21 protein-coding genes are annotated in these 25,221 nt (G+C 74.7%); 10 read left to right on the top strand and 11 right to left on the bottom strand.

The genetic code is table 11. The features are described 5' to 3' along the window. Positions 1–38: 38 nt before the first annotated feature. Positions 39–986 carry an SDR family oxidoreductase gene (locus tag ACFYXE_RS24560; protein WP_389315685.1) on the bottom strand — a complete coding sequence of 316 codons (948 nt, stop codon included), beginning with the start codon at positions 984–986 and terminating at the stop codon, positions 39–41. A gap of 81 nt (positions 987–1,067) precedes the next feature. On the opposite strand from ACFYXE_RS24560, the gene ACFYXE_RS24555 reads away from it, so the two are divergent. Both ACFYXE_RS24555 and ACFYXE_RS24550 read left to right on the top strand, forming a co-directional pair. After that, on the top strand, positions 1,068–2,006 hold the full coding sequence (locus ACFYXE_RS24555; RefSeq protein ID WP_389315683.1) for an AraC family transcriptional regulator: 939 nt from the start codon (positions 1,068–1,070) through the stop codon (positions 2,004–2,006). 25 nt (positions 2,007–2,031) lie between these two features. Continuing rightward, positions 2,032–2,835 carry a DUF6597 domain-containing transcriptional factor gene (locus ACFYXE_RS24550; protein WP_389315681.1) on the top strand — a complete coding sequence of 268 codons (804 nt, stop codon included), beginning with the start codon at positions 2,032–2,034 and terminating at the stop codon, positions 2,833–2,835. Here the strand turns inward: ACFYXE_RS24550 and ACFYXE_RS24545 are convergent. After that, complete coding sequence (locus tag ACFYXE_RS24545) at positions 2,737–3,156, bottom strand: VOC family protein (RefSeq protein ID WP_389315679.1); 420 nt, start codon at positions 3,154–3,156, stop codon at positions 2,737–2,739. The two genes, ACFYXE_RS24550 and ACFYXE_RS24545, sit on opposite strands and share 99 nt — an antisense overlap. Before the next feature lie 196 nt (positions 3,157–3,352). Here ACFYXE_RS24545 and ACFYXE_RS24540 point away from each other — a divergent pair, with 196 nt between their 5' ends. Continuing rightward, on the top strand, positions 3,353–3,763 hold the full coding sequence (locus ACFYXE_RS24540) for an NUDIX hydrolase (RefSeq protein WP_361171901.1): 411 nt from the start codon (positions 3,353–3,355) through the stop codon (positions 3,761–3,763). 39 nt (positions 3,764–3,802) lie between these two features. Here ACFYXE_RS24540 and ACFYXE_RS24535 read toward each other — a convergent pair whose 3' ends face one another. Both ACFYXE_RS24535 and ACFYXE_RS24530 read right to left on the bottom strand, forming a co-directional pair. Further along, a complete protein-coding gene (locus ACFYXE_RS24535) occupies positions 3,803–4,564 on the bottom strand; it encodes a hypothetical protein (protein ID WP_389315676.1) in 762 nt (253 codons plus the stop codon). A 64-nt stretch (positions 4,565–4,628) separates the two neighbouring features. After that, positions 4,629–6,062 carry a hypothetical protein gene (locus tag ACFYXE_RS24530; RefSeq protein WP_389315674.1) on the bottom strand — a complete coding sequence of 478 codons (1,434 nt, stop codon included), beginning with the start codon at positions 6,060–6,062 and terminating at the stop codon, positions 4,629–4,631. A gap of 39 nt (positions 6,063–6,101) precedes the next feature. Here ACFYXE_RS24530 and ACFYXE_RS24525 point away from each other — a divergent pair, with 39 nt between their 5' ends. After that, positions 6,102–6,923: a dienelactone hydrolase family protein gene (locus ACFYXE_RS24525; RefSeq protein WP_389315672.1), complete on the top strand. Its 822-nt coding sequence runs from the start codon at positions 6,102–6,104 to the stop codon at positions 6,921–6,923. Between the two features lie 19 nt (positions 6,924–6,942). Here the strand turns inward: ACFYXE_RS24525 and ACFYXE_RS24520 are convergent, their stop codons facing one another. Next, positions 6,943–9,798, bottom strand: a complete 2,856-nt coding sequence (locus ACFYXE_RS24520; protein ID WP_389315670.1) for a glycoside hydrolase family 2 TIM barrel-domain containing protein — start codon at positions 9,796–9,798, stop codon at positions 6,943–6,945. A gap of 183 nt (positions 9,799–9,981) precedes the next feature. Here ACFYXE_RS24520 and ACFYXE_RS24515 point away from each other — a divergent pair, with 183 nt between their 5' ends. Next, positions 9,982–10,674, top strand: coding sequence for a pyridoxamine 5'-phosphate oxidase family protein (locus ACFYXE_RS24515; RefSeq protein WP_389315668.1), 693 nt, complete (start codon positions 9,982–9,984; stop codon positions 10,672–10,674). Positions 10,675–10,940: 266 nt separating this feature from the next. Then, complete coding sequence (locus ACFYXE_RS24510) at positions 10,941–13,490, top strand: polysaccharide lyase family 8 super-sandwich domain-containing protein (protein ID WP_389315666.1); 2,550 nt, start codon at positions 10,941–10,943, stop codon at positions 13,488–13,490. Between the two features lie 33 nt (positions 13,491–13,523). Here the strand turns inward: ACFYXE_RS24510 and ACFYXE_RS24505 are convergent, their stop codons facing one another. Then, positions 13,524–13,730, bottom strand: a complete 207-nt coding sequence (locus ACFYXE_RS24505; protein ID WP_389315663.1) for a ferredoxin — start codon at positions 13,728–13,730, stop codon at positions 13,524–13,526. Between the two features lie 9 nt (positions 13,731–13,739). Then, positions 13,740–14,957 (bottom strand): cytochrome P450, encoded by a 1,218-nt coding sequence (locus ACFYXE_RS24500; protein ID WP_389315660.1) that lies wholly within the window; start codon positions 14,955–14,957, stop codon positions 13,740–13,742. Between the two features lie 410 nt (positions 14,958–15,367). Between ACFYXE_RS24500 and ACFYXE_RS24495 the strand changes: the two genes are divergently transcribed. The 4 genes from ACFYXE_RS24495 to ACFYXE_RS24480 all read left to right on the top strand — a co-directional run bounded on the left by ACFYXE_RS24495 (position 15,368) and on the right by ACFYXE_RS24480 (position 19,894). After that, positions 15,368–15,925 carry a GNAT family N-acetyltransferase gene (locus ACFYXE_RS24495; RefSeq protein WP_389315658.1) on the top strand — a complete coding sequence of 186 codons (558 nt, stop codon included), beginning with the start codon at positions 15,368–15,370 and terminating at the stop codon, positions 15,923–15,925. 109 nt (positions 15,926–16,034) lie between these two features. Then, complete coding sequence (locus ACFYXE_RS24490; RefSeq protein WP_389315656.1) at positions 16,035–16,799, top strand: class I SAM-dependent methyltransferase; 765 nt, start codon at positions 16,035–16,037, stop codon at positions 16,797–16,799. A gap of 336 nt (positions 16,800–17,135) precedes the next feature. Next, on the top strand, positions 17,136–18,260 hold the full coding sequence (gene rsgA / locus ACFYXE_RS24485; RefSeq protein ID WP_389315653.1) for a ribosome small subunit-dependent GTPase A: 1,125 nt from the start codon (positions 17,136–17,138) through the stop codon (positions 18,258–18,260). A 197-nt stretch (positions 18,261–18,457) separates the two neighbouring features. Beyond that, on the top strand, positions 18,458–19,894 hold the full coding sequence (locus tag ACFYXE_RS24480) for a DNA-3-methyladenine glycosylase 2 family protein (RefSeq protein ID WP_389315651.1): 1,437 nt from the start codon (positions 18,458–18,460) through the stop codon (positions 19,892–19,894). A 66-nt stretch (positions 19,895–19,960) separates the two neighbouring features. Here the strand turns inward: ACFYXE_RS24480 and ACFYXE_RS24475 are convergent, their stop codons facing one another. From ACFYXE_RS24475 to ACFYXE_RS24460, 4 genes are all read right to left on the bottom strand, one after another. Next, on the bottom strand, positions 19,961–21,427 hold the full coding sequence (locus tag ACFYXE_RS24475; protein WP_389315649.1) for an APC family permease: 1,467 nt from the start codon (positions 21,425–21,427) through the stop codon (positions 19,961–19,963). Then, positions 21,424–22,989 carry a GMC family oxidoreductase gene (locus tag ACFYXE_RS24470; protein ID WP_389315647.1) on the bottom strand — a complete coding sequence of 522 codons (1,566 nt, stop codon included), beginning with the start codon at positions 22,987–22,989 and terminating at the stop codon, positions 21,424–21,426. The genes ACFYXE_RS24475 and ACFYXE_RS24470 overlap by 4 nt, the downstream gene beginning before the upstream one ends. 38 nt (positions 22,990–23,027) lie before the next feature. After that, positions 23,028–24,494 (bottom strand): aldehyde dehydrogenase family protein, encoded by a 1,467-nt coding sequence (locus tag ACFYXE_RS24465; protein ID WP_361175774.1) that lies wholly within the window; start codon positions 24,492–24,494, stop codon positions 23,028–23,030. 225 nt (positions 24,495–24,719) lie between these two features. After that, complete coding sequence (locus tag ACFYXE_RS24460; RefSeq protein ID WP_389315644.1) at positions 24,720–25,202, bottom strand: DUF456 domain-containing protein; 483 nt, start codon at positions 25,200–25,202, stop codon at positions 24,720–24,722. Positions 25,203–25,221: the final 19 nt, after the last annotated feature.

Below are 25,221 nucleotides of genomic sequence, written 5' to 3'. Positions count from 1 at the left end.
GCCCGCCCCGGCCCCCGCCCCGGCGCCCCCGGGGCGCCTCACGCCTTCCAGGTGCCCGCCTCCGCCTGCTCCGCGACGAAGTCCGCGAAGTCCCTCGGCTCCCGGCCCAGCACCTCCCGTACACCCCCGGACAGGTGCGCGTTGCGCCCGTCCAGGTTGGTCTCGAACAGCTCGGTCAGGAACGCCGCCTCCTCGGCCGGCACCCCGAACTCCGCGAGCGCGGCGCCGTAGTCGCGGGCCGACACCGGGACGTACGCGATCCGGCGCCCGGCCGCCGCCGCGACCTCGGCGACCGCCTGCCGGAACGACAGCAGCCGCGGCCCGGTGAGGTCGAGGGTCCGGTCCGCGAGGCGGTCGCCGCCGGTCAGCGCCGCCACCACCACGTCCGCGATGTCCCGTACGTCGATGAACGGTTCGAGGACCTCGCCGCCGGGGAAGACCAGCTCCCCGCCCCGCATCCCGTCCAGGAGCGGCCCCTCGCTGAGATTCTGCGCGAACCAGCTCGCCCGCACCACCGTCCACCGGGCGCCCGCCGCGCGCACCGCCGCCTCCGTCGCGTGCGCCTGGTCCTCGCCCCGCGCGGACAGCAGCGTCAGCCGCCCCACGCCCAGCTCGACCGCGAGCCGCGCGAACGCGCCGACCGCCTCGGCCGCGCCGGGCGCCCCCACGTCCGGCAGATACGCGAGGTGGGCCGCGTCCGCGCCCCGCAGGGCGTCCGCCCAGGTCGACCGGTCCGCCCAGTCGAAGCGCACCGCCCCGGACCGGGAGGCCGCCCGCACCGTGAGCCCGGCCGCCTCGGCGGACTCCACCACCCGGCGCCCCACCCGCCCGGTCGCCCCGGTGACCAGCACGGTCCCGGTCACGGCGGGGTCGGTGTCCGTCGCGTGCTCCGTGTTCGTCGCGTTCGTCGCGTTCGTCGCGTTCGTCGCGTTCGTCGCGTTCATCGTGTTCGCTGTGTGTGCCGTGTTCGTCGCGTTCATCGTCATGCGTCCCAGTCAACTGCCGGGCCGGGCACGGAACCATCGCCGAGGAGCTCACCGCCATACGCGTGCGTCTACGCTGCCGCCATGGACGTACTCGCCGGACTGCTGGAGGGGCCGCGTGCCCGGGGCGCCTTCATGATCCGCGCGCTGTTCGACCCGCCCTGGTCCGTCCGCATCGCCGACGAGGCGCCCCTGTCGGTCATGGTCATGGTGCGCGGCACCGCCTGGATCGCCCCCGCGGGCGGCGGGCCCGCCCAGTGCATCCGCCCCGGCGACCTCGCCATCGCCCGCGGCCCCGACCCCTACACGTGCGCCGACGAGGCCACCACCGCGCCCTTCGCCGAGATCGGCCCCGGCCAGCGCTGCAGGCCCCTGGACGGCGCCCCCGTCGCCCGCTACCAGGACCTCGGCCCGCGCGCCTGGGGCGAGTCGCCCGACGCCGCCGTGGAGATGCTGATCGGCACCTATCCGCTGCAGGGCGAGATCACCGGGCGGCTCCTGGACGCGCTGCCGCCGCTGCTCGTGCTGCCCGGCGAGGTGTGGGAGTGCCCGCTCACGCCCCTGGTCGCCGAGGAGATCGGCAAGGACGAGCCGGGCCAGGCCGTCGTCCTGGACCGGCTCCTCGACCTGCTCCTGATCGCCGCGCTGCGCGCCTGGTTCTCCCGCCCCGAGGCGGCCGCCCCCGCCTGGTACCGCGCACTGGGCGACCCGGTCGTCGGCCGCGCCCTGCGCCTGCTCCAGGACGACCCGGCGCACCCCTGGACGATCGCCGGGCTCGCCGCGAAGACGGGCGTCTCGCGGGCCGCGCTGGCCCGCCGGTTCGCCGGCCTGGTGGGGGAGCCCCCGATGACGTACCTGACGAACTGGCGGCTCGCGCTCGCCGCCGACCTGCTGCGCGACAGCGAACTGACCATTGCCGCGATCGCCCGCCGCGTCGGCTACGGCAGCGCGTTCGCGCTCTCCGGCGCCTTCAAGCGGGTGTACGGCGTCAGCCCGCAGGAGCACCGCGGACGGGCGGCCTGAGGGCGCCGCGGCGTAGCCTTTCTTCATGCCCCACGAGTCCGGCGCGCCCGTCGACTACCGGGAGCGGCCCGCCCGGCTGACCGGCGCGGTCGTGTGGACCCGCACGGCCGCGGACGGGCCGGGCACCGTCCGTCCGGTGCTGCCGGACGGCTGCATGGACCTGCTGTGGACCGAGGGCCGGCTGTTCGTCGCGGGCCCCGACACCCGCGCCTACCTCCCGGAAGCGGCCGCCGCGGGCCGCCACGTGGGCGTGCGCTTCTACCCCGGCACCGCCCCCGCCCTGCTCGGCGTGCCCGCCCACGAGCTGCGCGACCGGCGCGTGGAGCTCGCCGACCTGTGGGGCGCGGCCCGGGTCCGCCGACTGCTCGCGCGGGTGGACGGCGCGGCCGACCCGGTGGCCGCCCTGGAGGCCGTCGCGCTGGAGCGCGCCGCCGCGGCCGGGCCGCCCGACCCGCTGCTCGGGCACGTCGTCCGGTCCCTGGACGCGGGCCGGTCGGTGGCGCGCACCGCGGCGGACGCGGGCGTCAACGCCCGGCTGCTGCACCGCCGTTCGCTCGCCGCGTTCGGCTACGGCCCGAAGACGCTCGCACGGGTGCTGCGCCTGCAGCGCGCGCTCGCGCTGGCCCGCGCCGGGCTGTCGTACGCGGACACGGCGGCCGTCGCGGGCTTCGCCGACCAGGCCCATCTCGCCCGGGACGTGAAGGAGTTCACCGGGCTGCCGCTGGGCGAGCTACTGGCCGGCCGACGGGGCGAAGAGGTCGACGCCGTTGCCGTCCGGGTCGAGCACGACGGCGTACCGCTGGCCCCAGGGCGCGTCGAACGGCGCTAGCTCGCTCTCGTGTCCCGCGCCCGTCATGGCCTCGTGCACGGCGTCGACCCCGGCGGGCGTGCCGCAGTGGAAGGCGAGCCCGATCCGGCCCGCGTCCGCGGGCGGCCGCCAGTCCGGCGAGAAGGAGCGGATGGTCTCCTCCGTGTCGAAGGCGATGCGCAGGCCGCCGGGGAGCGCGGCCTCCACGTGCGGCCGGTCCTCGGCGCCCGCGGGGAACTCCAGGCCGAGCCCGCGGTAGAAGGCCAGCGAGGCCGCCATGTCGGAGACGACCAGGCCGATCAGGTCGAAGCGGGGCGTGGGCGGGGTGGGTGTGCTGTTCATGCCGGAAGCGTAGGCAACGGGCCGCCGCGCGGTCTTGAAGGAAACGGACACGTGCCCGCGCCCGGCGGCCTGCGGGGGTGGTCTACGACAGGATGCCGACGGACGTCTACCTTCCGGCCGGACGCGACCAGGGAGAACACCGGCCGGCGGCCGTGCCGACTGTCACGGGCCCGCGATCCCCGCTACGTTGGAGGACATGGACTATCCCGGTGACAACCGGCTCGCGGCGGCCGCCGTGGTGTTCGACGGCCGTGTGCTGCTCGTACGACGCAGCACGACCGAGCGGTTCCTGCCCGGTGTGTGGGGCGTGCCGTGCGGCAAGCTGGACGCCGACGAGAGCCCGCGTGACGGTGTCCTCAGAGAGCTCAAGGAGGAGACGGGACTGCTCGGCCAGGTCCTGCGCAAGGTGGGCGAGTCCTCGTTCGTCAGCACCTACCGCGGGCACGAGGTGAAGAACTGGCAGGACAACTTCCTGGTCCGCCCGCTCACCCTCGACGTGGTCCTGCCGCTGCCCGACCAGGAGCACCGCTGGCTCGCCCCCGCCGAGCTCGGCACGGTCGAGGTCGACCCGTACAACCGCGAGATCGTCCGCCAGGCCTTCGCCTGAGCCGTCAGCCGTCAGCCGTCAGCCGTCAGCCGTCAGCCGTCAGCCGAGCAGCTCGGCCAGCGTCGACAGCTCCGCCAGGTAGTCGTTGACCTCCAGGGGCTTCTTCGTCACCGCCCGCCCGGACAGGTCCGCGGGGGAGTGCTCCCCGCCGGGACCCGTGAACACGTCCGTGTAGCGCAGCCGCCCGGCCCCCGTCTCCAGGAACAGCGTGACCGCGGGCCCGGCCGACGCGCACCACGCGCGGTGCAGGACGTGCGGCGGCAGCGCGTAGCCACTGCCCGCCGCGTACTGCGCGCTCTGCGTCAGGCGCAGCCGCGCCCCGCCCGCGGGCTCCAGGAGCCAGTCGCCCTCGGCGCCCGCCAGCGACTCGCGGAACCAGGCGGCGTCGACCCCCGGACCGGCGCCGGGCGGCGCGGCGGGGGCCGCGGGCGCGACGGGTTCGTACAGCTCCATGCCGAGCGCGCCCCGCACCACGAAGGAGGCGAGCGGGGAGCGGTGGTTGTGGATGTCCTCGCGGGTGTCCCGGCCCGGATGCCACACGTGGGCGCGCAGCATGTGGCGCGGTCCGCCGTCGATCAGGAGCAGCTTGTCGAAGCCGAGCACGTGCCGGTACGACAGGAGCGCGCACCCCGCGGGGTCCCCGGCGCCGTCGGCCAGCTCGCGGACCAGCGGCGCGAGGCGGCGCGGGTCGCCCAGGCCGGCGACGACGGCGCGGGCGGCCCGCACCAGACCGTCGCCCGTCTCCCCGTCCAGGGACCGTGCCAGGAATCGCCGGACGTCGTGGACGTGCCGACCAGCCACCGCGCTCGCCCCCTCTCCGTCCACCCGGATGTCCGCCCGGACCGCGCACGCCCCGCGCCGGGGTTCACCGACCCGGCTGATACATCCATACGGCATGTGCCCGCAGCGCCGAAAGGCCTTGGTAGGTCATCCACAGCGGGTAGGCGAGATCGACCCCGTCCCACGTCCAGATCCCGTTGTCCTGCCGGCGCCAGACGCACGCGGCGGCGCCGGACAGCATCTCCTGCCATGCCGCGGGGCCGTTCTCGTCGGCGGCGATCGCCGGGGCGTCCGCGGTGAGCAGCGCCCGCACCAGCCAGGCCGCCGCGAAGTGCCGCACGGAGAGCACCTCGTGGCGGGAGGCGTCGACGGGGTGCGGGCGGCGCACCGTCTCGTGCACGCTCTCCAGGTCCTCGCAGCCGTCGTGCGCGGGGCCGGGGCAGGACAGCAGCCAGCGGATGCCCTCCTCACGGGTGGCGCGGGCGTTCGCGTCCTCGCCGAGCACCCGGGCCGCCCGGTCCAGGGCGACCACGGCCTGCGCCGTGTGGACGGCCGACGGCGTCACCGTCCGGCCGCGCGGGGGCGTCAGCCGGGAGCCCCAGCAGCGCCGGTGGCCGCGCGTCGGGTCGGTCACGGCGCCGTCGACGAGCGCGTCCCGCAGCACCGGCAGGGCGGGCGAGCCGGGCGCGGCCCGCAAGAGCCCGCGCAGCACGGTCGTCACGACGTGGGTCATCTCCGCGCCCGCGGGCTCCAGTTCGCGGCTGAAGCGGTCCGTGCAGCGCTCCGCCTCGGTGGCCAGGAGCCGTGGGTCGGCGCCGGCCCTGGCGAGCGCGCCGAGCACCAGCGCGGTCACCTCGGGGCGGCCCACCGCCCCTTGCGAGCGGGCCGCCCAGCCGCCCTCGGGAAGCCGCAGCCGCCACAGCGTCTCCACCAGCTCCGCGGCCCGCAACCGCCCGTCGGGCATGCCCAGTTCGAGCACGATGTGCAGCCCGTATGCGGTGCCCGTGGGCGTCGGCCGCACCGGTTCCGCCTGCTCGTCCAGGGCGTGCGGCCAGCCGGTGAGGCGGCCGCGCAGCGGGTCGTCGAAGACCGTCAGGCGGTCGCTGAGCGTGGTGTAGGTGGCGGCCGAGAGCCCCGGCAGCGGTCCCGGCGCGTCCGGGTCCCCCGCACCCGGCGTGCCGCTGCCCGCCAGGGGGCGGCGCGGGGACGGCACCCCGTCCAGACCGCCGCCCGTGCCGCCGCCGTCCGCCGCCCTGGCCCGCAGCAGCGCGCCCGCGAGCCAGGCGCACAGCCCGGTCCCGACGCCGCTGACCACGGCGAGCGTGTAGCGGGCGGTGTCCGCGAAGAGCGCGACGGGCAGCAGGCTCACCAGTGCCTGGAAGACGGCGTAGCCCCCGGCGACGGGGCCGAACGCGGCGAACCACGTCACGAGCCGCCCGGGCGGCGGGTCGGGCGGCGGCTCGGGCGGTACGGGGTGCCGGGCGGGGTCTGTGCTTCCGCGCAGGGGTGCTGTAGGCATGGACTTCACTTACCCCTCGGACACGTGTGACGAAAGGGAGTGGGCGGTGTGCCCGGTTCGGAACCGACGGCGGACCTCACCGGCTGGAGCAGGGCCTCGTTCACCGGGGCCGGTCTCACGCATGATGTCTATGAGAAGGGGACAGGGCCGGGCGTCGTGCTGGTTCCCGAAATCCCCGGTGTCCACCCGGGTGTGCTGGGCCTCGGCGACCATCTGGTGCAGCAGGGGTTCACCGTCGCGATCCCGTCCCCCTTCGGCGAGCCGGGCAGGCCGGTCTCCGGACCGTACGTGCTCCAGGTCTTCCCCCGGGTGTGCGTCTCCGCGGAGTTCCGCGCCTTCGCCACCAACGCCCGGCGGCCCTTCGCGGACCATCTCCGCGCACTGGCCCGCGATCTGACGGCCCGTACGCCGGGCCCGGGGGTCGGCGTCATCGGCATGTGCTTCACCGGCGGCTTCGCGCTGGCGGCCGCCACGGACGACGCGGTCCTCGCGCCGGTGCTCAGCCAGCCCTCGCTGCCGCTGCCCGTCAGCGCGGCCCGCCGGGGGGACCCCGGCCTGTCCCGCGCCGAGTTCGACACGGTCGTGGCCCGCACGAGGAACGAGGGGCTGTGCGCGCTCGGTCTGCGCTTCAGCGAGGACAAGCTCGTGCCGCGCGACCGCTTCGCCACGCTCCGCCGCCACTTGGGCGACGCGTTCGAGGTGATCGAGCTCGACTCGTCGCCGGGCAACGCGGCGGGGTTCGCCAGGTCCGCGCACTCCGTGCTCACCGAGGAGGTCCGTGCGGAGCCGGGCCATCCCGCGTACGCCGCGCGCGAGCGGGTCGTCGCGTTCCTGCGGGAGCGGCTGACCGCCGCGGGGTGAGCCGCGGCGGCCCGCCGGATCAGCCGCCGGCGGGGGCGAACACGCAGCGCAGCGTGGTCGGCCGGGGGTGGAGGGCGTACTGCGGCAGGACGCCGGGGCCGCACGAGTTCGTGCCGATGCCGTGCTGGCCGGCGTCCAGGGTCACCCAGACGGTGTCGCCCGGCGTCAGGTCGGTGCGGTGCGCGGCCGCGTCGAGCTGGTGCGTGGTCCACCGGCGCGCGGTGAGCCAGGGCCGGTCCGCGCTCTCGATGCGCAGACCGCCGAGTTCGGCCCAGCGGATGCCGGGGCGGGCGCCGTTCTCCTGCGGGCGCACGTACGGTGTCTGCAGCGCGTCGACGTCCGACTCCCAGACGCCGAGCAGCGAGGCCGTCGCGGTGTCGGGGTAGGCCTCGCCGGGGCCGCCGCCGAACCACCGCACCCGGTCCGCCCCGCCCGGCAGCCCGAAGCTGATGCCGAGGCGCGGCAGCGGCTGCGTCCAGTCGCCCTCGGGGGTCACGGAGAGCCGCAGCGTCAGGCGGTCCCCGTCGGAGGTCCAGCGGTACTCCGTGCGCAGCGCCAGGTCGCTCGCGGCGGGCGCCACCCGGGTGCGGACGGTCAGCCCGTCGGCGGTCGGCTCGACGGCGTCGACGCGGTGCCGCATCCGGTGCAGGCCGAGCGCGCGCCAGCGGGCGGCGACGGACGGCTCGGGGCGCCAGGGCATGCCGTTGTCGTTGTCGGTGGGGGCCCGCCACACGTCCAGGCGCAGGCCGGTGATCGCGCGGTCGCCGAGGGCCAGCAGGTCGCCGGTGCGGGCGTCGAAGGCGGCGGGGCCCAGCGTGAGGCGGTGGCCGTCCGCCGTCCGCGGGGCCGCCGCGCCGTCCGGCACCGGACGCGTCCTGCCGTCCCCGGCGGGCAGTTGGGCCCAGGCCACCACGTGTCCCCGCGGCGCCCAGGCGGTGGCGTCGGCGAGCACGGCCCGTACCGTCCACTGCGTCTCGGTGTCCGGGCCGTGCGGCGGCGGGGGCGGCAGCTTCACCTCCGCGCGCCCGCCAGGACCGACCGGCGGCACCGCGAGGACGCCGTCGGCGACGGGCACGCCGTCCTGGTCGTACGACCAGGTGAAGGCGAGGTGGGCGAGGCCGGCGAAGTCGTGCAGGTTGGTGACGGCGACGGTCCCCGCCCGCCCGTCGCCCTCGATCCGGACCGGCTCGATCACCTTCTTGTACTCGACCAGTCCGGGGGACGGCGTCCGGTCGGGGAAGAGCAGGCCGTCGCAGACGAAGTTCCCGTCGTGCGGTTCCTCGCCGAAGTCGCCGCCGTAGGCGTACCCGTACGCGGGGTGCGCGATGCCGTGGTCGATCCACTCCCAGACGAAGCCGCCCTGCAGCCGCTCGTACGTCTCGAAGAGGCGCTGGTAGGCGCCGAGTCCGCCGGGGCCGTTGCCCATGGCGTGCGCGTACTCGCACAGGAGGAAGGGGAGTCCGGCACGCCGCCGAGGGCCCTCGTCCTCGCCCCGCCCGATGCGCTCGACCTCGGCGTGGTCGGCGTACATCCGGGAGTAGACGTCGGTGTCGGCGCAGGACCGGTCGCCCTCGTAGTGCAGCAGGCGGCCGGCGTCGCGGGCCCGGATCCAGTCGGCCATGGCGGTCAGGCCGCGGCCCGTCCCGCACTCGTTGCCCAGCGACCACATGATCACCGAGGCGTGGTTCTTGTCGCGTTCGACCATGCGGGCCGCGCGGTCCAGGAGGGCGGGCGTCCAGCGGTCGTCGTCGACCGGGTTGCCGCGCCAGCCGACCGCCTGGAAGCCGTGGGTCTCCAGGTCGCACTCGTCGATCACCCACAGGCCCAGCTCGTCGCAGAGGTCGAGGAAGGCGGGGTGGGGCGGGTAGTGGCTGGTGCGGACGGCGTTGATGTTGTGACGCTTCATCAGCAGGACGTCGGCGCGCATCGTGTCGGGGGCGAGGGCGCGGCCCGTCTCCGGGTGGAACTCGTGGCGGTTCACGCCCCGGAAGAGGACCGGGCGGCCGTTGACCGTGATGACGCCGTCCTCGACGGCGACCGTGCGGAAGCCGACGCGCAGCGGGATCCGCTCGCCGGGCGTCGCCAGGACCGCGTCGTACAGGCGCGGTGTCTCGGCCGTCCACGGCTCCACGGGCACGGTGACGCTCCGGCTGGTGGGCACGTCGATGCCCAGGGCGGGTACGGTGACGCGCCCTGCGGTCCCGGCGTCGACGCGCAGGGTGCCCGTCCCGGCGCGGTGGTCGTACGCGGCGTGCACGAAGAAGTCGCCCGCGCTGCCCGCGGGCCGGTGCAGCAGGGTCACGTCGCGGAAGATGCCCGGCAGCCACCACTGGTCCTGGTCCTCCAGGTACGACCCGGCGGACCACTGGTGGACGCGGACCGCCAGGACGTTGCCGGTGGGCCGCAGCAGCTCGCCGACGGCGAACTCGTGGGCGAGCCGGGAGCCCTTGAAGTCGCCCAGCTCCGTGCCGTTGAGCCAGACGCGGGCGCACGAGTCGACGCCGTCGAAGCGCAGTACGGCGGCGCCCTCGCGCGGCCAGGCGGCGGGCAGGTCGAAGGTGTGCAGGTGGTCGCCGGTGGGGTTCTCCGTCGGCACCCGGGGCGCGTCGAGCGGGAAGGGGTAGAGCTGGTTGGTGTAGTGGGGGGCGCCGTGGCCCTGCAGCACCCAGTGGCCGGGGACCGTGATGTCGTCCCAGGCGGTGCTGTCGTACCCGTCGGCGGCGAAGGCCTCGTCCTCGGCGTCGGGGGTGGGGGAGAGGCGGAAGCGCCAGGGTCCGTTGAGGGAGAAGGCGGCGGCGTCCGACGTCGCGTACCACGCGCGGGGCGGGAGGCTGCCGGTGCCGGGGGACACGTCCTCGTGGTGGGGGAGCTCCATGGCTCCATCAGACCGCGCCGGGGTGCCTGCACACCATTGGTCCGGAGCGGGAGTTGTTGGACTTTTCGGGCGCGTCTTGGACGGGCCGCTCGTCGAGTGCGGATATCGCAGCCCGACGGGCCTTGCTTGACGTTTTTCGTCGATCTGTGGCATCCGGGGCGCGTTATCGGTACCTTCCGGCGTGTGAACCAGTCAGCCAAGCCGTCGCCGCTGCCCGCGTCCCTGCCCGTGAACGACCGCACCCGCCACCGTCGCCTGCGCGAGCAGGGCCGTCTCGGGCGCGCCGAGCTCGAAGCCGTCCTCGACGCGGGCTTCGTCTGCCACCTCGGTGTCGTCGTCGACGGCCACCCGATGGTCGTGCCCACCGTCTACGGCCGTGACGACACCCAGCTCTACCTGCACGGATCCGTCGCGAGCCGCAGCCTGGCCGCCGACCCGCAGGCGTCCGTCTGCGTCACCGTCACCCACGTCGACGGGCTGATCCTGGCCCGCTCGGTCTTCGAGCACGGCGTCACCTACCGCAGCGCGATGATCCACGGCGTGCCGCGCACGGTGACGGACCCGGACGAGAAGCTGCGCGGCCTGCGCCTGCTCACCGAGCACGCGGCGCCGGGCCAGTGGGACTACGCGCGCCGCCCCAGCCGCAAGGAGCTGGCCGCCACCACCCTGCTCGCGCTCTCCCTCGCGGAGGCCTCGGTCAAGGTCGCCGAAGGTCCGCCGGAGGACGGCACGGGGCCCGACGCCGAGCTCGGCGTCTGGGCCGGGAACCTGCCGCTGACCACGACCTGGGGCGCGCCCGTCGCCGACCCGCTGCTGCCCGCGGGGATCGCGCCGCCGCCGCACATCGCGCGGCGCGACGGGACCCGGCAGGGCTGAGCCCCGGCCGCTCCGGGACCGCGTGCCGGCCACGAGCCGTCGCGTGGGTGCCTCGGGCGCCTCGCGGGGTCGCCGGGGACGTTGTCGACCGGGCGGGCGTGTCCCGGCCGTGGACCCTTGTCGCGGGTGGGGCCGTCTGCTTGACTCCGCTCGCCGCACGCTCCCGGAACGCCCGCGAACGCCCCGGAACATCCGCGGAGATCACCCCCGGAAACACCCGCAGGAACGCCCGCGAACGCCCCCGCACGTCACCGTTGGAGGCCGCCATGGAGATCACCCGCAGACGCCTGCTGTCCGCCCTGTCGGCCGCCGGACTCCTGGCCGCCGTCCCGGCGCTGCCCGCCGCCGCGGCGGCCGGCGCCGAGGGCCGGGCCCGGCTGCTCGCCAACACCACCGCGGTGTTCGCCGGGACCGCCGGGTCCAACGCCCGCCCCGAGACCGCCGCGAAGCTCGCCGCCGTCGAGCGGACCGCGCGCGCCGACCTCGCGGCGATGGACGACGCGGGCGAGGGCGAGCTCTTCGCCGGCCTGGCGCTCGGCACCGACGAGGCCAACCTGAACACCGCCTACCGCAAGCTGTACGAGATCGCCCTCGCCACCCGCACGCCGGGCGTCCCCGCCGACCTGTACGGCAGCACGGCCGTCCGGCGCCGGGTGATCGACGGCCTGGTGTGGCTGCACGAGCGCTACTACGGCGACCAGTCCCGGGGCTACTACGGCAACTGGTTCCAGTGGGAGATCGGGATCTCCCAGCACGTCAGCAGGGCCCTCGTCCTGCTCGCCGACGAGGTGGCCGCGTACCGGCCGGAACTCGTGGCCACCTACGTCGCCGCCATGGACGCCTACCTGCGCAACGGCACCGACGGCGACGTCGACCTCGACTCGCGCTTCCACACCGGCGCCAACCTCGCCGACATCACCACCAACCGGATCCTGCAGGGCGCCCTCCTCGGCGAGCCGGGCGAGGCCCGTATCCGCAAGGCCCTCGTCGACCAGCTGACGGTGTTCGTCACCATCGACCCGTACCACCTCAACCACCGGGTGACGGACGGCCATTACGCGGACGGCTCCTTCATCCAGCACGCCTCCGTCGCCTACACCGGCTCGTACGGCAAAGGGCTCCTCACCCGGGTCGTGCAGACGCTCAAGATCCTGGAGGGCACGGGGTTCGCGCACGGCGAGGAGCTCGTGCCGACCGTGCACGGCTGGGTGCGGAACGGCTTCGCGCCGCTCATCTTCGAGGGCTGGATGATGGAGATCGTCAAGGGCCGCGCGGTGTCCCGGCCGGAGACCGGGTACGCCGACGTGGCGGCGGTCGTCGAGGCCGTCGTCGACCTGTCCTCGCTCGCGTCGGGCGCCGCGGCCACCGCCCTGAAGGGCTACGTCAAGCACGTCAGGGACACCTCGCTCGGCCCCCTGGACCCGTCCCGTTTCGTCTCGCCGGTGAGCATCGTGCGCTACGCCGACCTGGTCGCCGACCCCGCCGTCCCGTCCGCCGACCTCAACCCCGCCGCCCGCAGCGTCGCGTTCAACGCCATGGACCGGACCGTGCACCGCAGGCCGGGCTACGCCTTCGCGCTCGCCCGCAGCTCGGACCGGATCAGCAAGTACGAGTACATGAGCGGCGAGAACCTCATGCCGTGGTTCCAGGGCGACGGCGCGCACCACCTGTACCTGTCCGGCCAGGACCAGACCCAGGCGTACGGCGTCGACTACTACACCACCGTCGACCCCTACGGCCTCGCGGGCGTCACCGCGCCGGTCGAACGGCGGCGCACCGTACCGGAGGCGTACGGCACGCCCTACTACGACAACCCGGACCACCCGCTCCACTTCACCGCGTCGTCCGAGTCGCAGAACACCTACGTCTACTTCCCGCGCGGCACCGCCCGCTGGTCGGGCGGCGCGGTCCTCGGGGCGTACGGGGTGGCCGGGATGGTGCAGTCGAGCGACGTGGCGTACCGCGACCGGGCGCTGCTGCCCGAGGACTTCGTGGTGTACCGCAACGCGACGGCGACGAAGTCGTGGTTCCTGCTGGACGACGAGATCGTGGTGCTCGCCGCCGACGTCGGGGATCCGGCGGGCCGGGCCGTCACCACGACCGTCGACGCGCGCACGGCCCTCCCGGGCGACCGGATCGTGCTCACCGGGGAGCGCGCGGACGGGCGCCCGTGGACCGGCCCCGGCACGGCCGACCTGCGCTGGCTGCGCTACGCCGATGCCACGCGGTCCACCGCCGTCGGCTACCTCTTCCTGGACGCGCCGCGGGTGCGGGTCACCCTGGAGAAGGTGACCCGCAGCCGCCGGGTCGTGCGCACCGCCAACCCCGACACGGCGGTGACCCGTTCGGTCCTCGGGGTCACCTTCGACGGCGCGGCGGGCGCCGCGCCCGCCCGCCTCGCCTACGCGCTGGTGCCGAACGCCGACGAGGACCGGCTGCGGGCCCACCGCCACGGGCCGCTGAAGGTCCTCGCCAACTCCCGCCGCCTGCAGGCCCTGTCCCACTCGGGGCTCGGCCTGACGGCGGCCAACTCCTTCACGCCGGGGCGGCACGACGCCGGAGCCCTGCGCGTGGAGGGCCCTGCCTCGGTCGTCGTGCGCCGCCGCGAGAGCCGCCGCGGCGCGACCGTCTCCGTCGCGGTGTCCGACCCGACGATGGACCGGGACACCGTGACGGTCCTGCTGCGCGGCCGCCCGCTGCGCGAGGTCACCGCCGACCCGCGGGTCCGGGTGGGCCGGGCGCCGGGCGGCACCCGCGTCGAGGTCGACACCCACCACGCGTACGGGAAGAGCTTCACGGTCACGCTCAGCGGATGAAATCGTCCTGCACGCACGGTGAGTGACGGAGGGTCAGCCCTTGGCCCCGACGCTGATCGCCTGGACCGGGCAGACCCGCGCCGCCTCCCGCACCAGGGGGTCGCCGCCGCCGTCCGTGCGGCCGGGCAGCACCTCGCTGAGGCCGTCGTCGTCCTGCGTGAAGACGCCGGGCGCGGTGAGCGCGCACATGCCCGCGCCCACGCACCGGTCCTTCTCGACGTGAATGATCGTCTGTTCCATGACCGGCTCCTACCAGGTGACGGGGAGTTCGAGCATTCCCTGGAGCGTGTCCCCCGGCTTGAACGGGATGTCCCGCGCCGGTGCCGCCAGCCGCAGCCCCGGCAGGCGCTCGAAGAGGGTGCCCAGCGCGATCTCCATCTCGGCGCGGGCGAGGTTCTGGCCCAGGCACTGGTGGATGCCGAAGCCGAAGGCGAGGTGGTGGCGGTCCGTGCGGTGCCAGTCCAGCTCCTCGGGGCCCTGGTAGGCCGTCCCGTCCCGGTTGATGAGGGAGGTGGCGAAGACGACGCCGTCGTCGGCTCGGATGGTGCCCGCCGAGGTCTCGATGTCCTCCTTGGCCACCCGCAGCAGCCCTTCCGCGATGGACAGGAAGCGCAGCAGTTCCTCGACGGCGGCCGGCATGATGGGCGGGTCGGCGTGCAGCCCGGCCCGCAGTTCGGCGAGCCGCTCGGGGTGCTGGAGCAGCGTGAACGTCCCCAGGGAGATCATGTTCGCCGTGGTCTCGTGCCCGGCGATCAGCAGGATCGTGGCGAGTCTGACCAGCTCCTCCCGGTCCACGGCGCCCGTCTCCAACCGGCGGCCTATCAGCTCGTCCAGCAGGCCGTCGCCCGGCTCGGCCCGCTTGGCGTCGATCAACGCGTAGAAGTAGGCGTCCAGTTCGTCCCGCGCCTTCTGGGTGTCCTCGGCGGTCGGGCCGCGCAGCAGCCGCCGCGACTGCTCCTCGAAGAACTCGTGGTCGGCGTAGGGCACGCCGAGCAGCGCGCAGATCACCATGGAGGGCACCGGCAGCGCGAAGGCGCTGACCAGCTCCGCGGTCGGCCCGCGCTCGACCATGGCGTCCAGGAGCCGGTCGACCGTCTCCTGGATCCGGGGGCGCAGGGCGGCGATGCGCTTGACGGAGAAGCTGGGGATCAGCATCCTTCGCTGCGTGTTGTGCTCCGGGTCGTCGACGCCGAGCAGGGCGACGCGGCGGTCACGGAGCCGGGCGAAGCGTTCGGTCGGCGACGGGAAGGCCTCGTTCTGGCGGTCCGCGGACAGCCGGGGGTCGACGAGCAGCTCACGCGCCGCCCGCTGGCCGGTGACCAGCCACACGGAGCGGCCGTCGAAGAGCGTGACGCGCGAGAACGGCCGGTCCTCGCGCAGGGGTGCGTAGCCGGTGGGCGGGTGGTACGGGCACGTGCGGTCCTGGGGGAAGGAGATGGATTCGATCGGCTTCGTTGTCTCCGGCATGAAGTACCTCGCAAGCGCAGTTCGTCCCTGATCCGTCCCCATTGGATGGCTGAGGCAACTAATTCGTCAGCGACAAGACCGGCCAGATCGTCCGCGTCGCGGAACTGTCCGGAACAGTGCCCTCCGCTCAACCTGCCTGCGTCGATGGCCCGGCGGGACGTGCGGGGGCCCGCGCGGGCAGCGGGGACGGGCCCGGCGCGGGCTCCGGGCGGCGGCACCGCGGAGGGTGTCGTTCCGTCATTTCGCCCACGACGGGGCGCCGTTGAGGCCCGTGACGGAGCGGAATCCGGCCGACCACGGAGAGTGGCGAAGAGCGGTCGGCGTGCGCGCCGTGGGGCGCCGCAGCGGACCGCCCGGCGTCGCGCCGTGCGAGGATCCAGCGAACGGCGTGGCCACTGTGGAGGATGAGAATGTTCGCGATACCCCTGGGTGACGGAGCCGCACTGTGCCCCCTGGAGCCGTCCCACGCCGAGGAGTTCCTCGCCCACATGGACCGGGGCCGCGACTACATCGGCCGCTACGTCGGGCTCCCCGACATCACCGCCGACCTCGACTCCGCCCGCGCCTGGCTCCAGGTGTACGCGGACAAGACCGCGGCCGACACCGGCCGCCTGTACGCCATCCGGCTCGACGGACGCCTGGTCGGCGGCGTCCTCCTGCGGGCCTTCGACGCGGCGGCCGGCACCTGCGAGGCGGGCTGCTGGCTGGAACCGGACGCCTCCGGGCGCGGCCTGGTGACCCGGGCGGTCCGTGTCGTCGTCGACTGGGCGGTGGAGACGCGCGGCATCCACCGGGTGGAGTGGCTGGTGGCCCCCGAGAACACGCCGAGCGTCAACGTGGCCAAGCGGCTCGGCATGACCCGCGAAGGCCTCCTGCGCGAGGACGACCCCTACCGGGGCGTACGGCAGGACACCGAGGTCTGGTCGATCCTCGCCCCCGACTGGCGCGCGCCCCATGCCCCCCACTGACCCCACGGACGCCACCCCCGGCCCACCCCCACACAACACCCACCCCCCGACGAACCCCGCTTCCGTCCCCCACGGCACCGAAGGGGCTACGGGAGACCACGCCGGTGAGGTGGCGTCCGGCGACTGCGCCTCCGTCGTCGACGAGGCCTTCGGCAATCCCCGCCTCGCCGTCCTCTACGACGTCCTGGACCCCGACCGCGGTGACCTGGACGCCTACCTCGCCATGGCGGAGGAGTTCGGCGCGCGCCGGGTTCTCGACATCGGCTGCGGCACCGGGGTGTTCGCCCTGCTGCTCGCCGCCCGGGGCTGCGACGTCGTCGGTGTCGACCCTGCCGCCGCGTCCCTCGACGTGGCCCGCGCCAAACCGGGCGCCGGACGGGTCCGCTGGCTGCACGGCGACGCGACACGGCTGCCGCCCCTGGCCGTCGACCTCGCGACCATGACGGCCAACGTCGCCCAGCAGATCACCGAGCCCGACGCGTGGCGGAACACCTTGCGCGGGGCGCACACGGCCCTGCGTACCGGCGGGCGCCTGGTCTTCGAGACGCGGGACCCGGCCCGGCGCGCCTGGCAGGAGTGGAACCGCGCGGCCACGCACACGGTGACGGACGTCCCCGGCACGGGACCGGTGGAGAGCTGGGTCGAGGTCACGGAGGTCGAAGGGCCCCTGGTCACGTTCCGCTGGACCTACGCCTTCACCGCGGACGGCCGGGTCCTGACCTCCGACTCGACCCTGCGCTTCCGCGGCCGTGAGGAAGTCGAGGCGGACCTGGCCGCCCAGGGATACGTCGTGGAACCCCTGCGCGACGCCCCGGACCGACCCGGCCGCGAGCTGGTGTTCGTGGCGCGGCGGCGGGGCCCGTGGGAGCGGTGAGCGGCCGGGCGGGCGCGAGTGCCGCCCACCGCTCCTGAGGCGCGGCGCACCCCGGCGCCGGCCCGCCCCCCGCACCCCACCCCCGGAAAAACCCGTGGCGCCCGGTTCCCGGCGCTCGTTACGCTCGGCGGAGTTGGCAGGTGGCCGTCCGGTCCCTGTCCCGATGATCGCGCAAGGTTCTCTGGAGGTGTTGACCGATGGCTCTCCCCGCCACGGGCGCTGCCGCTGCCCGCACCCGGAAGTGCATCAAGTCCACCTCCGTGGCCTCCGGCTGACACATCTCACCGCGCGCGGACCTGCGCGCCGTGCCGGGGCCACCCCTGTGAAGGGTCCCCCTTGTCTTCCTCGTCGTCTTCGTTCTCTTCCTCGTCATCCTCCGCCCTCCCGCACCCCCTCGCCGCGTACGGCTGGGACACCGGCTGGGAGGACGAGTTCGCGCCGTTCGCCGCCCGGGGCCTGGTGCCCGGACGCGTCGTCCGTGTCGACCGCGGTCAGTGCGACGTCGTCACCCCCGAGGGGACGGTGCGCGCCGACACCGAGTTCGTCACCCCGCGCGACCCGCTGAAGGTCGTGTGCACCGGCGACTGGGTGGCGGTCGACCCGCCCAGTGCCGATCCCCGCTACGTGCAGGCGTACCTGCCGCGCCGCACGTCCTTCGTACGGTCCACCTCGTCCAAGCGGTCCGAGGGGCAGATCCTCGCGGCCAACGTCGACCACTCGATCATCGCCGTGTCCCTCGCCGCCGAGCTCGACCTCGCGCGCATCGAGCGGTTCCTCGCGCTCGGCTGGGAGTCGGGCGGGCAGCCCGTCGTCGTGCTCACCAAGTCCGACCTCGTCCCGGACGCCACCACGCTCGGCCACCTCGTCGAGGACGTCGAGACCGCGGCGCCCGGCGTCACGGTGCTCCCCGTCAGCTCCGCCGCCGGGGACGGCGTCGACGTCCTGGCCGCGGTCGTCTCCGGCGGTACGTCGGTGCTGCTCGGCCAGTCCGGCGCGGGCAAGTCGACCCTCGCCAACGCGCTGGCCGGTGCCGACATCATGGCGGTGCAGACCATCCGTGACGTCGACGGCAAGGGCCGGCACACCACGACGACCCGCAACCTCATCCCGCTGCCCGGCGGCGGCGTCCTCATCGACACCCCCGGGCTGCGCGGGGTGGGCCTGTGGGACGCCGGGACCGGCGTCGGCCAGGTCTTCGCCGAGATCTCGGAACTGGCCGAGCGGTGCCGCTTCCACGACTGCGCCCATGCGGCGGAGCCCGGCTGCGCGGTGCTCGCCGCCGTCGAGGACGGCACGCTGCCCGAGCGCCGGCTCGACAGCTACCGCAAGCTGATCCGCGAGAACCAGCGCATCGTCGCCAAGACGGACGCCCGCGCGCGGGCCGAGATGCGGCGCGAGTGGCGGCTGCGGAGCGGGGAGGCCCGCACGGCCGTCGAGATCAAGCGGGGCCGCATGCGCTGAGCCGGTGCGGTGCGGTGCGCCGCCGCGGGGGCGCGGGTGCCGGGGGTGCCGGGGGTGGGGAGTCGGGAGTGGGTCGCCGCGGGCGGGCCGCCGGAGACCGGGCCCACGGTTCCCCGCGCCCCCGCGGCGGCACACCGCACCCCCGCCCCAGCACCGCGTCCGAATTCCGCCAGCCCGGAGCCCCGCGCGGCCACACAATGGCCTATGTGATCGATGAAGAGACCAGGTACGAGGCCGTGCGCAGCAGGGACGCCCGCTTCGACGGGGAGTTCTTCTTCGCCGTCGAGACGACCGGCATCTACTGCCGGCCCAGCTGCCCCGCCGTCACCCCCAAACGGAAGAACGTCCGCTACTACACCACCGCGGCCGCCGCCCAGACCTCCGGCTTCCGGGCCTGCCGCCGCTGCCGGCCCGACGCCGTCCCCGGCTCCGCCGACTGGAACGTGCGCGCCGACGTGGTGGGCCGCGCCATGCGCATGATCGGCGACGGCGTCGTCGACCGCGAGGGCGTCCCGGGGCTCGCCGTGCGCCTCGGCTACAGCGCCCGGCAGGTGCAGCGCCAGCTCACCGCCGAGCTCGGGGCGGGTCCCGTCGCCCTGGCGCGGGCCCAGCGCGCGCACACCGCCCGGGTCCTGCTGCAGACCACCGACCTGCCGGTCACCGAGATCGCCTTCGCCGCCGGGTTCGCCAGCGTCCGGCAGTTCAACGACACCATCAGGGCGGTGTACGCCCTCACCCCGACCGCCCTGCGCGCCGCCGCCCCACGCCGTGGCACCGCCCGCGCCACCCCCGCCGCGGGCATCCCGCTGCGCCTGGCCCACCGCGGCCCGTACCGCGCCGACGCCGTCTTCGACCTGCTCGCCGCCGAGGCGGTCACCGGCGTCGAGGAGGTCACCGGGGAACGCGGCGCCCGCACCTTCCGGCGCACCCTGCGCCTGCCGTACGGCACGGGCATCGTCGCGGTCGCGGAGACGCACCACGACACCGGCGTCGGCACCGGGTCCGCCGGCGAGGCCCTGCACCGCGGCGGCTGGCTCGACGCCCGGCTGCACCTGGGCGACCTGCGCGACCTCACCACGGCCGTGCAGCGCCTGCGCCGCCTCTTCGACCTGGACGCCGACCCGTACGCCGTCGACGAGCGGCTCGGCGCCGACCCCCGGCTCGCCCCGCTCGTCGCCGCCCGGCCGGGACTGCGCTCGCCCGGCGCCGCCGACCCCGAGGAGTTCGCGGTGCGCGCGCTGGTCGGACGTCGGGGTGCCGAACGGCTCGTGGCCCGCTACGGCACGCCGCTCGACGCGGCCTGCGGCGGCCTCACCCACCTCTTTCCCGCCCCGGCCGACCTGACCGCCGAGCCCGGCGCGCCGGGCGCCCTCGCCACGGCCCTGGCCGACGGTTCGCTGCGGCTGGACGCGGGCGCCGACCGCGACGACGCCGAGGCCGCGCTCCGCGCGCTGCCCGGCCTGGACGCCCGGACCGCCGCGCTCGTGCGGATGCGGGCGCTCGGCGACCCCGACGTGGCGCCGCCCGGCGGCCCGGGACCGGTGCCGGACGCCTGGCGCCCCTGGCGCTCGTACGCCGTGCGTCATCTGGCGGGCGAGCACCCGGACGCCGCCGGTGAGGGGCGCGACGCCTAGGGCCCGCGGGGGACGTCCCGCCGTCCGCCACAGGCCCCGGTACCGGCCCCGATCCTGGTCCCGGTCCTAGTCCGGCACCGCGCTGTCCGCGGGCGCGTCGCTGCGCCCGTAGTGCCGCGTCGTGACCATGTACACCAGCCCCGCCGCCACCACGACACCGCCGCTGAGCAGCACGATCCAGTTGTCGTACCAGGGGTCCTCCGGGGTGCGTGGCCAGGCGATGTTGACGATGGCGAAGATCCCGTAGGCCAGCGCCCCCACGTTCACCGCCAGGCCCCAGCGGCCGAGCCGGTACTCGCCGCTCGGCCTCCAGCCCTTGAGCCGGGCCCGCAGCGCCGCCAGGACGACCATCTGGAAGGCGGCGTAGATGCCGAGGATCGCGAAGGACACGATCTTGGTGAGGGCGTCCGCGGAGATCAGCGAGCCGAAGGCGATCAGCGTCGGGACGACCGCGGCGACCAGCAGTGCGTACGGCGGCACCGCGCGCGCCTCCGAGAACTTCCGCAGCACCCGGTGCCCGACGATCATCTCGTCCCTGGCGTACGAGTAGATCAGCCGGCCCGCGGCGGCCTGCAGGCTGATCGTGCAGGACAGGAAGGAGATGAGGACGACGGCCATCACGGTCCGCGCGCCCGCCTCGCCGAGGGCGTCGAAGAGCACCCTGACCACCGGGTCGGTGTCCTTCCCCGAGATCACCGCGCGGTAGTCGACGACGGCGAGGAGCAGCGTCAGACAGGTGAACGTCGCCGCGGCCCCGCCGACGTAGATGGTCCTGCGCATCGCCTTGGGGATCACCTTGCCGGGGTGCTTGACCTCCTCGGCGACGTCCCCGCACGCCTCGAAGCCGTAGTACTGGTAGAAGCCGATGATCGCCGCGCCCAGGAAGACGGGCAGGTAGGAGCCGTCACCGGACGCGCCGTAGTCGTCGAAGAGGACGCCGAGGCCGTGGAAGCGGTGCGTGGTCAGCAGGATGATGCCGACCACGAGCGCGCCGAGCAGCTCCGCGCCGAAGCCGATGAGCGCCGCCCACGAAAGGGCCTTCGTGCCCGCGTAGTTGATGAGTACGGCGATGACGATCAGCGCGACCGTGCACAGCACCGTGGTGTGCACGGTGGGCCGGAAGCCGAACAGGATCGCGATGTAGGGGCCCGCGCCGTACGCGACGCTGGTGATCGTGACGAGCAGCGCCCACATGTAGACCCAGCCGGTCATCCACGCCCAGCGCACGCCCCACAGCCGCCGCGCCCACGGGTAGACCCCGCCCGCGACCGGGTACTGCGCGACGACCTCGCCGAAGACCAGGGCGACCAGGAACTGCCCGCAGCCCGCCATGACGAAGGCCCAGATCATCGGCGGGCCGCCGTCGGCGAGCGCCGTGCCGAAGAGGGTGTACGTACTGACCACGGGGGAGAGGTAGGTGAAGCCGAGGGCGAAGTTCGCCCAGGGGCTCATGTCCTTGCGGAACTCGGACTTCTCCTCGCCGGGCGCGGCCTCGCCCGCGGCGCCGTCCGGGGTGCCGGGAACGGTGGTCACCGGGTCACCCCTTCCGGACCCGGCTCGGGGGCCGGGCGGGCGCTGATGAGGTCCGCCGCGCGCTCGGCGGTGAGCAGCACGGTGACCATCGGGTTGACCGTCGGCATGGTCGGGAAGACGGACGCGTCGACGATGCGCAGACCGTCGTGCCCGCGCAGCCGCAGCTGCGGGTCGACCACCGCCGTCGGGTCGTCCTCGGCGCCCATCTTGCAGGTGCCCGCCGGGTGGTAGACGGTGTGCGCGGCGCGGCGTCCGTACTCGGACAGGTCGGCGTCCGACGTCACGCCGGGGCCCGGGGCGACCTCGCGCAGCAGCCAGTCGCTGAACGGGGCGGTGGCCGCCACCTCGCGCGCGATCTTCAAGCCGTCGACGATGGCGCGCTCGTCGTAGCCCTCCGGATCGGTGAAGTAGCGGAAGTCCAGGGCGGGTTTGACCGTCGGGTCGGCGCTGCGCAGCCACATGCGGCCCACGGACCGGGCGCGCGGCACGTTCGGCGTCATGCAGACGCCGTGCTCGGGCACCGGATAGCCGAGCCGCTCCGTGTTGGTGGTGAACGGCACTTGGTAGAAGTGGAACATCAGGTCGGGGCGCGGGCCGCCCGCCGCGTCACGGCGCAGGAAGAGACCGGCGTCGGAGTCCATCGCCGAGTTGGGCGGCAGCGGCCCCTTGGTCTCCCACACCATCACCGACTCGGGGTGGTCCAGGAGGTTCTCGCCGACCCCCGGCAGGTCCTCGCGGACCTCGATGCCCAGGTCGCGCAGCTGCTGCGCGGGTCCGATGCCGGAGAGCATCAGCAGGCGCGGCGTGTCGATCGCGCCCGCGCACAGCAGCACCTCGGCCTCGGCCTCCAGGGTGCTGTGCGAGCCGTCGGGGTTGCGCACCTGGACGCGGGTGAAGCGCCCCTCGCTGTCCTGCAGAAGGCGGTACGCCCACGTCTCCAGACGGAGCGTCAGGTTCGGCCGGTCGAGGATCGGGTGGAGGTAGGCGACCGACGCGGAGGACCGGGTGTTGGTCGCCGGGTCGTAGGCGAGGGAGAAGAACCCGGTGCCGTCGGTGAAGGGCCGGGCGTTGAAGTCGTCGACGACCGGCACGCCGAGACCGGCGGACGCCGCGGTGATGAAGTCCTCGGCGATCGCGTTCCGGTCGGCGGCGCCGACGGGCACGATGGTGTTCTGCAGCCGGCTCCGGTACGGCAGGATCGTCTCGGGTCCCCAGCCGTCGCAGCCCGCCCGCACCCACTCGTCCAGGTCGTCGGGGAACGGCAGGAAGCTGATCAGCGTGTTGTGCGAGGAACAGCCGCCGAGCACCCGGGCCCGGGAGTGCAGGATGTGGGAGTTGCCGTGCGGCTGCTCCTCGGTGGTGTAGCCGTAGTCGAACTCCGAGCCCAGCAGGTTGATCCAGTTGCGCAGCCGCAGGATGCGGTCGTCGCCGACATCACTGGGCCCGCCCTCCACCACGCAGACCCGGCAGGCCGGGTCCTCGCTCAGCCGGGCCGCGAGGACCGACCCCGCCGTACCGCCGCCGATGACCACGTAGTCGTAAGTCGTCGTCTCGTCGTGCATGCCGTCGCCTTCTCTCTCGCCTGCCTCGTGCTGCCCGGTCAGCCCTTGAACCAGCCGGAGGGCCCCGGCCTGAGGTTCTGGTAGATGTGCTTGGCCTCCTGGTACTCGCGCAGCCCGGTCGGGCCGAGCTCCCTGCCGACGCCGGAGAGCCCGAAGCCGCCCCACTCGGCCTGCGGCACGTAGGGGTGGAAGTCGTTGATCCAGACGGTGCCGTGGCGCAGCCGGGCCGCGACGCGCTGGGCGCGGCTCGCGTCGTTCGTCCAGATGCCGCCCGCCAGGCCGTACTCGGTGTCGTTGGCCAGCTCGACGGCCTCGTCCTCGGTGCGGAACCGCTCCACCGTGACCACCGGACCGAAGACCTCCTCGCGCACGATGCGCATGGAGCGGTCGCAGTCGGCGTACACGGTCGGCAGCAGGAAGAAGCCGCCCGCCAGCTCGGGGTCGTCCGGGCGGCGGCCGCCGCAGACCAGGCGCGCGCCGTCCTCCTTGGCGATCTCCAGATAGGCCTCGACCTTCGCCCGGTGCTCCGCGGAGCTGAGCGGTCCGCTCTCGGTGCGCGGGTCCAGGCCGCTGCCCAGCCGGATGGCGCTCGCGCGGGCCGCGAGCCGCTCCACGAACCGGTCGTGCAGGGAGTCCTCGACCAGCAGCCGGGAGCCCGCCGAGCAGACCTGCCCGGAGTGCAGGAACGATGCCTCCAGGGCGTGGTCGACGGCGGTCTCCAGGTCGCAGTCCGCGAAGACCACGTTGGGGTTCTTGCCGCCGAGCTCCAGCGCGATGTTCTTCACGCCGGGCGCGCAGGCCGCCATGATCCGGCGGCCGGTGGCCAGGCCGCCGGTGAAGGAGACCAGGTCGACGTCGGCGTGCGCGGACATCGCCGCGCCGACCGTGGTGCCGGGGCCGAGCAGGAGGTTCGCGACACCGGCCGGCGCGCCCGCCTCGGCGATCAGCCGGATCATGTGGATCGTGGAGAGCGGGGTCGTCTCGCTCGGCTTGAGTACGAAGGTGTTGCCCGCGGCCAGCGCGGGGGCGACCTTCCAGGAGGCCTGGAGCAGCGGGTAGTTCCACGGCGCGATGAGCGCGCAGACCCCGACCGGGTGGTAGGTGACCCGGCTGAGCACGTCGGGGCCGACGTCCACGACGCGCCCGCCGTCCTTGTCGGCGATCTCCCCGAAGTAGCGGAACGCGTTCGAGACGTCCTCGACGTCGATCCGGGCCTCGGCGAGGGTCTTGCCGGTGTCCAGGGACTCGACGTGGGCGATCTCCTCCTGGTCGCGCAGCAGGAACCGGGCCACCCTGAGCAGCACGTCGGCGCGCTCCCGGGTGGGCAGCGACGGCCACGCGCCGTGGTCGAAGGCGCGCCGCGCGGCTCCCACGGCGAGGTCGACGTCGGCCGCGTCGGCGTCGTCGACCTGCTGGACGACGGACGCGTCGAACGGATTGACCACGTCCCGCCGGGCGCCGTGGACGGCCGCCGTCCACTCCCCGTCGACGAACAGTTCCGGCATCGCGCTCTCCCTCGCTCTCGTGCCTGTCGGGTGCCGGCACGGACCGCAGGACCGGGGCACCGGATCCAACATCGGCCGCCCGCCGGGCCCGGACCGTGCGGACGCACCGGGCAGGGGAGGGCCCGGCGACAGATGTGACCTGGTTGGGCTAGACCCGCACGGCTCCCGCGGCCGGGAACCCCCACCCCCGGGGAGTCCGGCGCGCCGCCCGTCGCGGCCCCCGCCCTACCCCCAGACGACCGCCCCGAGCCACGCACCCAGGATCAGCAGGCACGCGAAGAGTTCCGTCAGGACGCTGCTGCCGCCCAGCCGCATGGCCGCACGGGTCGCCGCCACCGCCTCGCCGTGGCCGCCGAGCCGCAGCCGCTCCTCGGCGTAGATCCCGGCGAGGAAGCCGGGGATCGCCCCGATCACCGGCACGACACAGAAGCCGACCAGCGCCCCCGCCCCGGCGAAGACCGCCATCCGGCGCGAGGCACCGCTCTCGCGCAGCCGTCGCGGCGGCAGCCACCAGCGCACGGCCTGTGCCGCCAGCAGCACGGCCGTCGCGCCGACGAGGATGCTCCAGGCGAGGCCGTTCGGGTCCTGCAACGTCCACCACAGGACCGCGGCCCACACCAGCCACGACCCCGGTACGCCGGGCACCAGCACTCCGCACAGGCCGAGCAGCATGACGACGCCGACCAGCAGGAGTTCCCACGCTCCCATCTGCCCAGCGTGCCCGAGT

It is taken from the genome of Streptomyces sp. NPDC002564 (assembly GCF_042889645.1).
Classification (GTDB): Bacteria; Actinomycetota; Actinomycetes; order Streptomycetales; family Streptomycetaceae; genus Streptomyces.
This window is presented reverse-complemented; position numbering and strand designations above follow the sequence as displayed.

What these genes read in the sequence shown, in the direction of transcription:
- ACFYXE_RS24560 (WP_389315685.1), bottom strand. Translation starts at nt 986, where the DNA reads ATGACGATGAACGCGACGAACACGGCACACACAGCGAACACGATGAAC.
- ACFYXE_RS24555 (WP_389315683.1), top strand. Translation starts at nt 1,068, where the DNA reads ATGGACGTACTCGCCGGACTGCTGGAGGGGCCGCGTGCCCGGGGCGCC.
- ACFYXE_RS24550 (WP_389315681.1), top strand. Translation starts at nt 2,032, where the DNA reads ATGCCCCACGAGTCCGGCGCGCCCGTCGACTACCGGGAGCGGCCCGCC.
- ACFYXE_RS24545 (WP_389315679.1), bottom strand. Translation starts at nt 3,156, where the DNA reads ATGAACAGCACACCCACCCCGCCCACGCCCCGCTTCGACCTGATCGGC.
- ACFYXE_RS24540 (WP_361171901.1), top strand. Translation starts at nt 3,353, where the DNA reads ATGGACTATCCCGGTGACAACCGGCTCGCGGCGGCCGCCGTGGTGTTC.
- ACFYXE_RS24530 (WP_389315674.1), bottom strand. Translation starts at nt 6,062, where the DNA reads ATGCCTACAGCACCCCTGCGCGGAAGCACAGACCCCGCCCGGCACCCC.
- ACFYXE_RS24520 (WP_389315670.1), bottom strand. Translation starts at nt 9,798, where the DNA reads ATGGAGCTCCCCCACCACGAGGACGTGTCCCCCGGCACCGGCAGCCTC.
- ACFYXE_RS24510 (WP_389315666.1), top strand. Translation starts at nt 10,941, where the DNA reads ATGGAGATCACCCGCAGACGCCTGCTGTCCGCCCTGTCGGCCGCCGGA.
- ACFYXE_RS24505 (WP_389315663.1), bottom strand. Translation starts at nt 13,730, where the DNA reads ATGGAACAGACGATCATTCACGTCGAGAAGGACCGGTGCGTGGGCGCG.
- ACFYXE_RS24500 (WP_389315660.1), bottom strand. Translation starts at nt 14,957, where the DNA reads ATGCCGGAGACAACGAAGCCGATCGAATCCATCTCCTTCCCCCAGGAC.
- ACFYXE_RS24495 (WP_389315658.1), top strand. Translation starts at nt 15,368, where the DNA reads ATGTTCGCGATACCCCTGGGTGACGGAGCCGCACTGTGCCCCCTGGAG.
- ACFYXE_RS24480 (WP_389315651.1), top strand. Translation starts at nt 18,458, where the DNA reads ATGGCCTATGTGATCGATGAAGAGACCAGGTACGAGGCCGTGCGCAGC.
- ACFYXE_RS24470 (WP_389315647.1), bottom strand. Translation starts at nt 22,989, where the DNA reads ATGCACGACGAGACGACGACTTACGACTACGTGGTCATCGGCGGCGGT.
- ACFYXE_RS24465 (WP_361175774.1), bottom strand. Translation starts at nt 24,494, where the DNA reads ATGCCGGAACTGTTCGTCGACGGGGAGTGGACGGCGGCCGTCCACGGC.
- ACFYXE_RS24460 (WP_389315644.1), bottom strand. Translation starts at nt 25,202, where the DNA reads ATGGGAGCGTGGGAACTCCTGCTGGTCGGCGTCGTCATGCTGCTCGGC.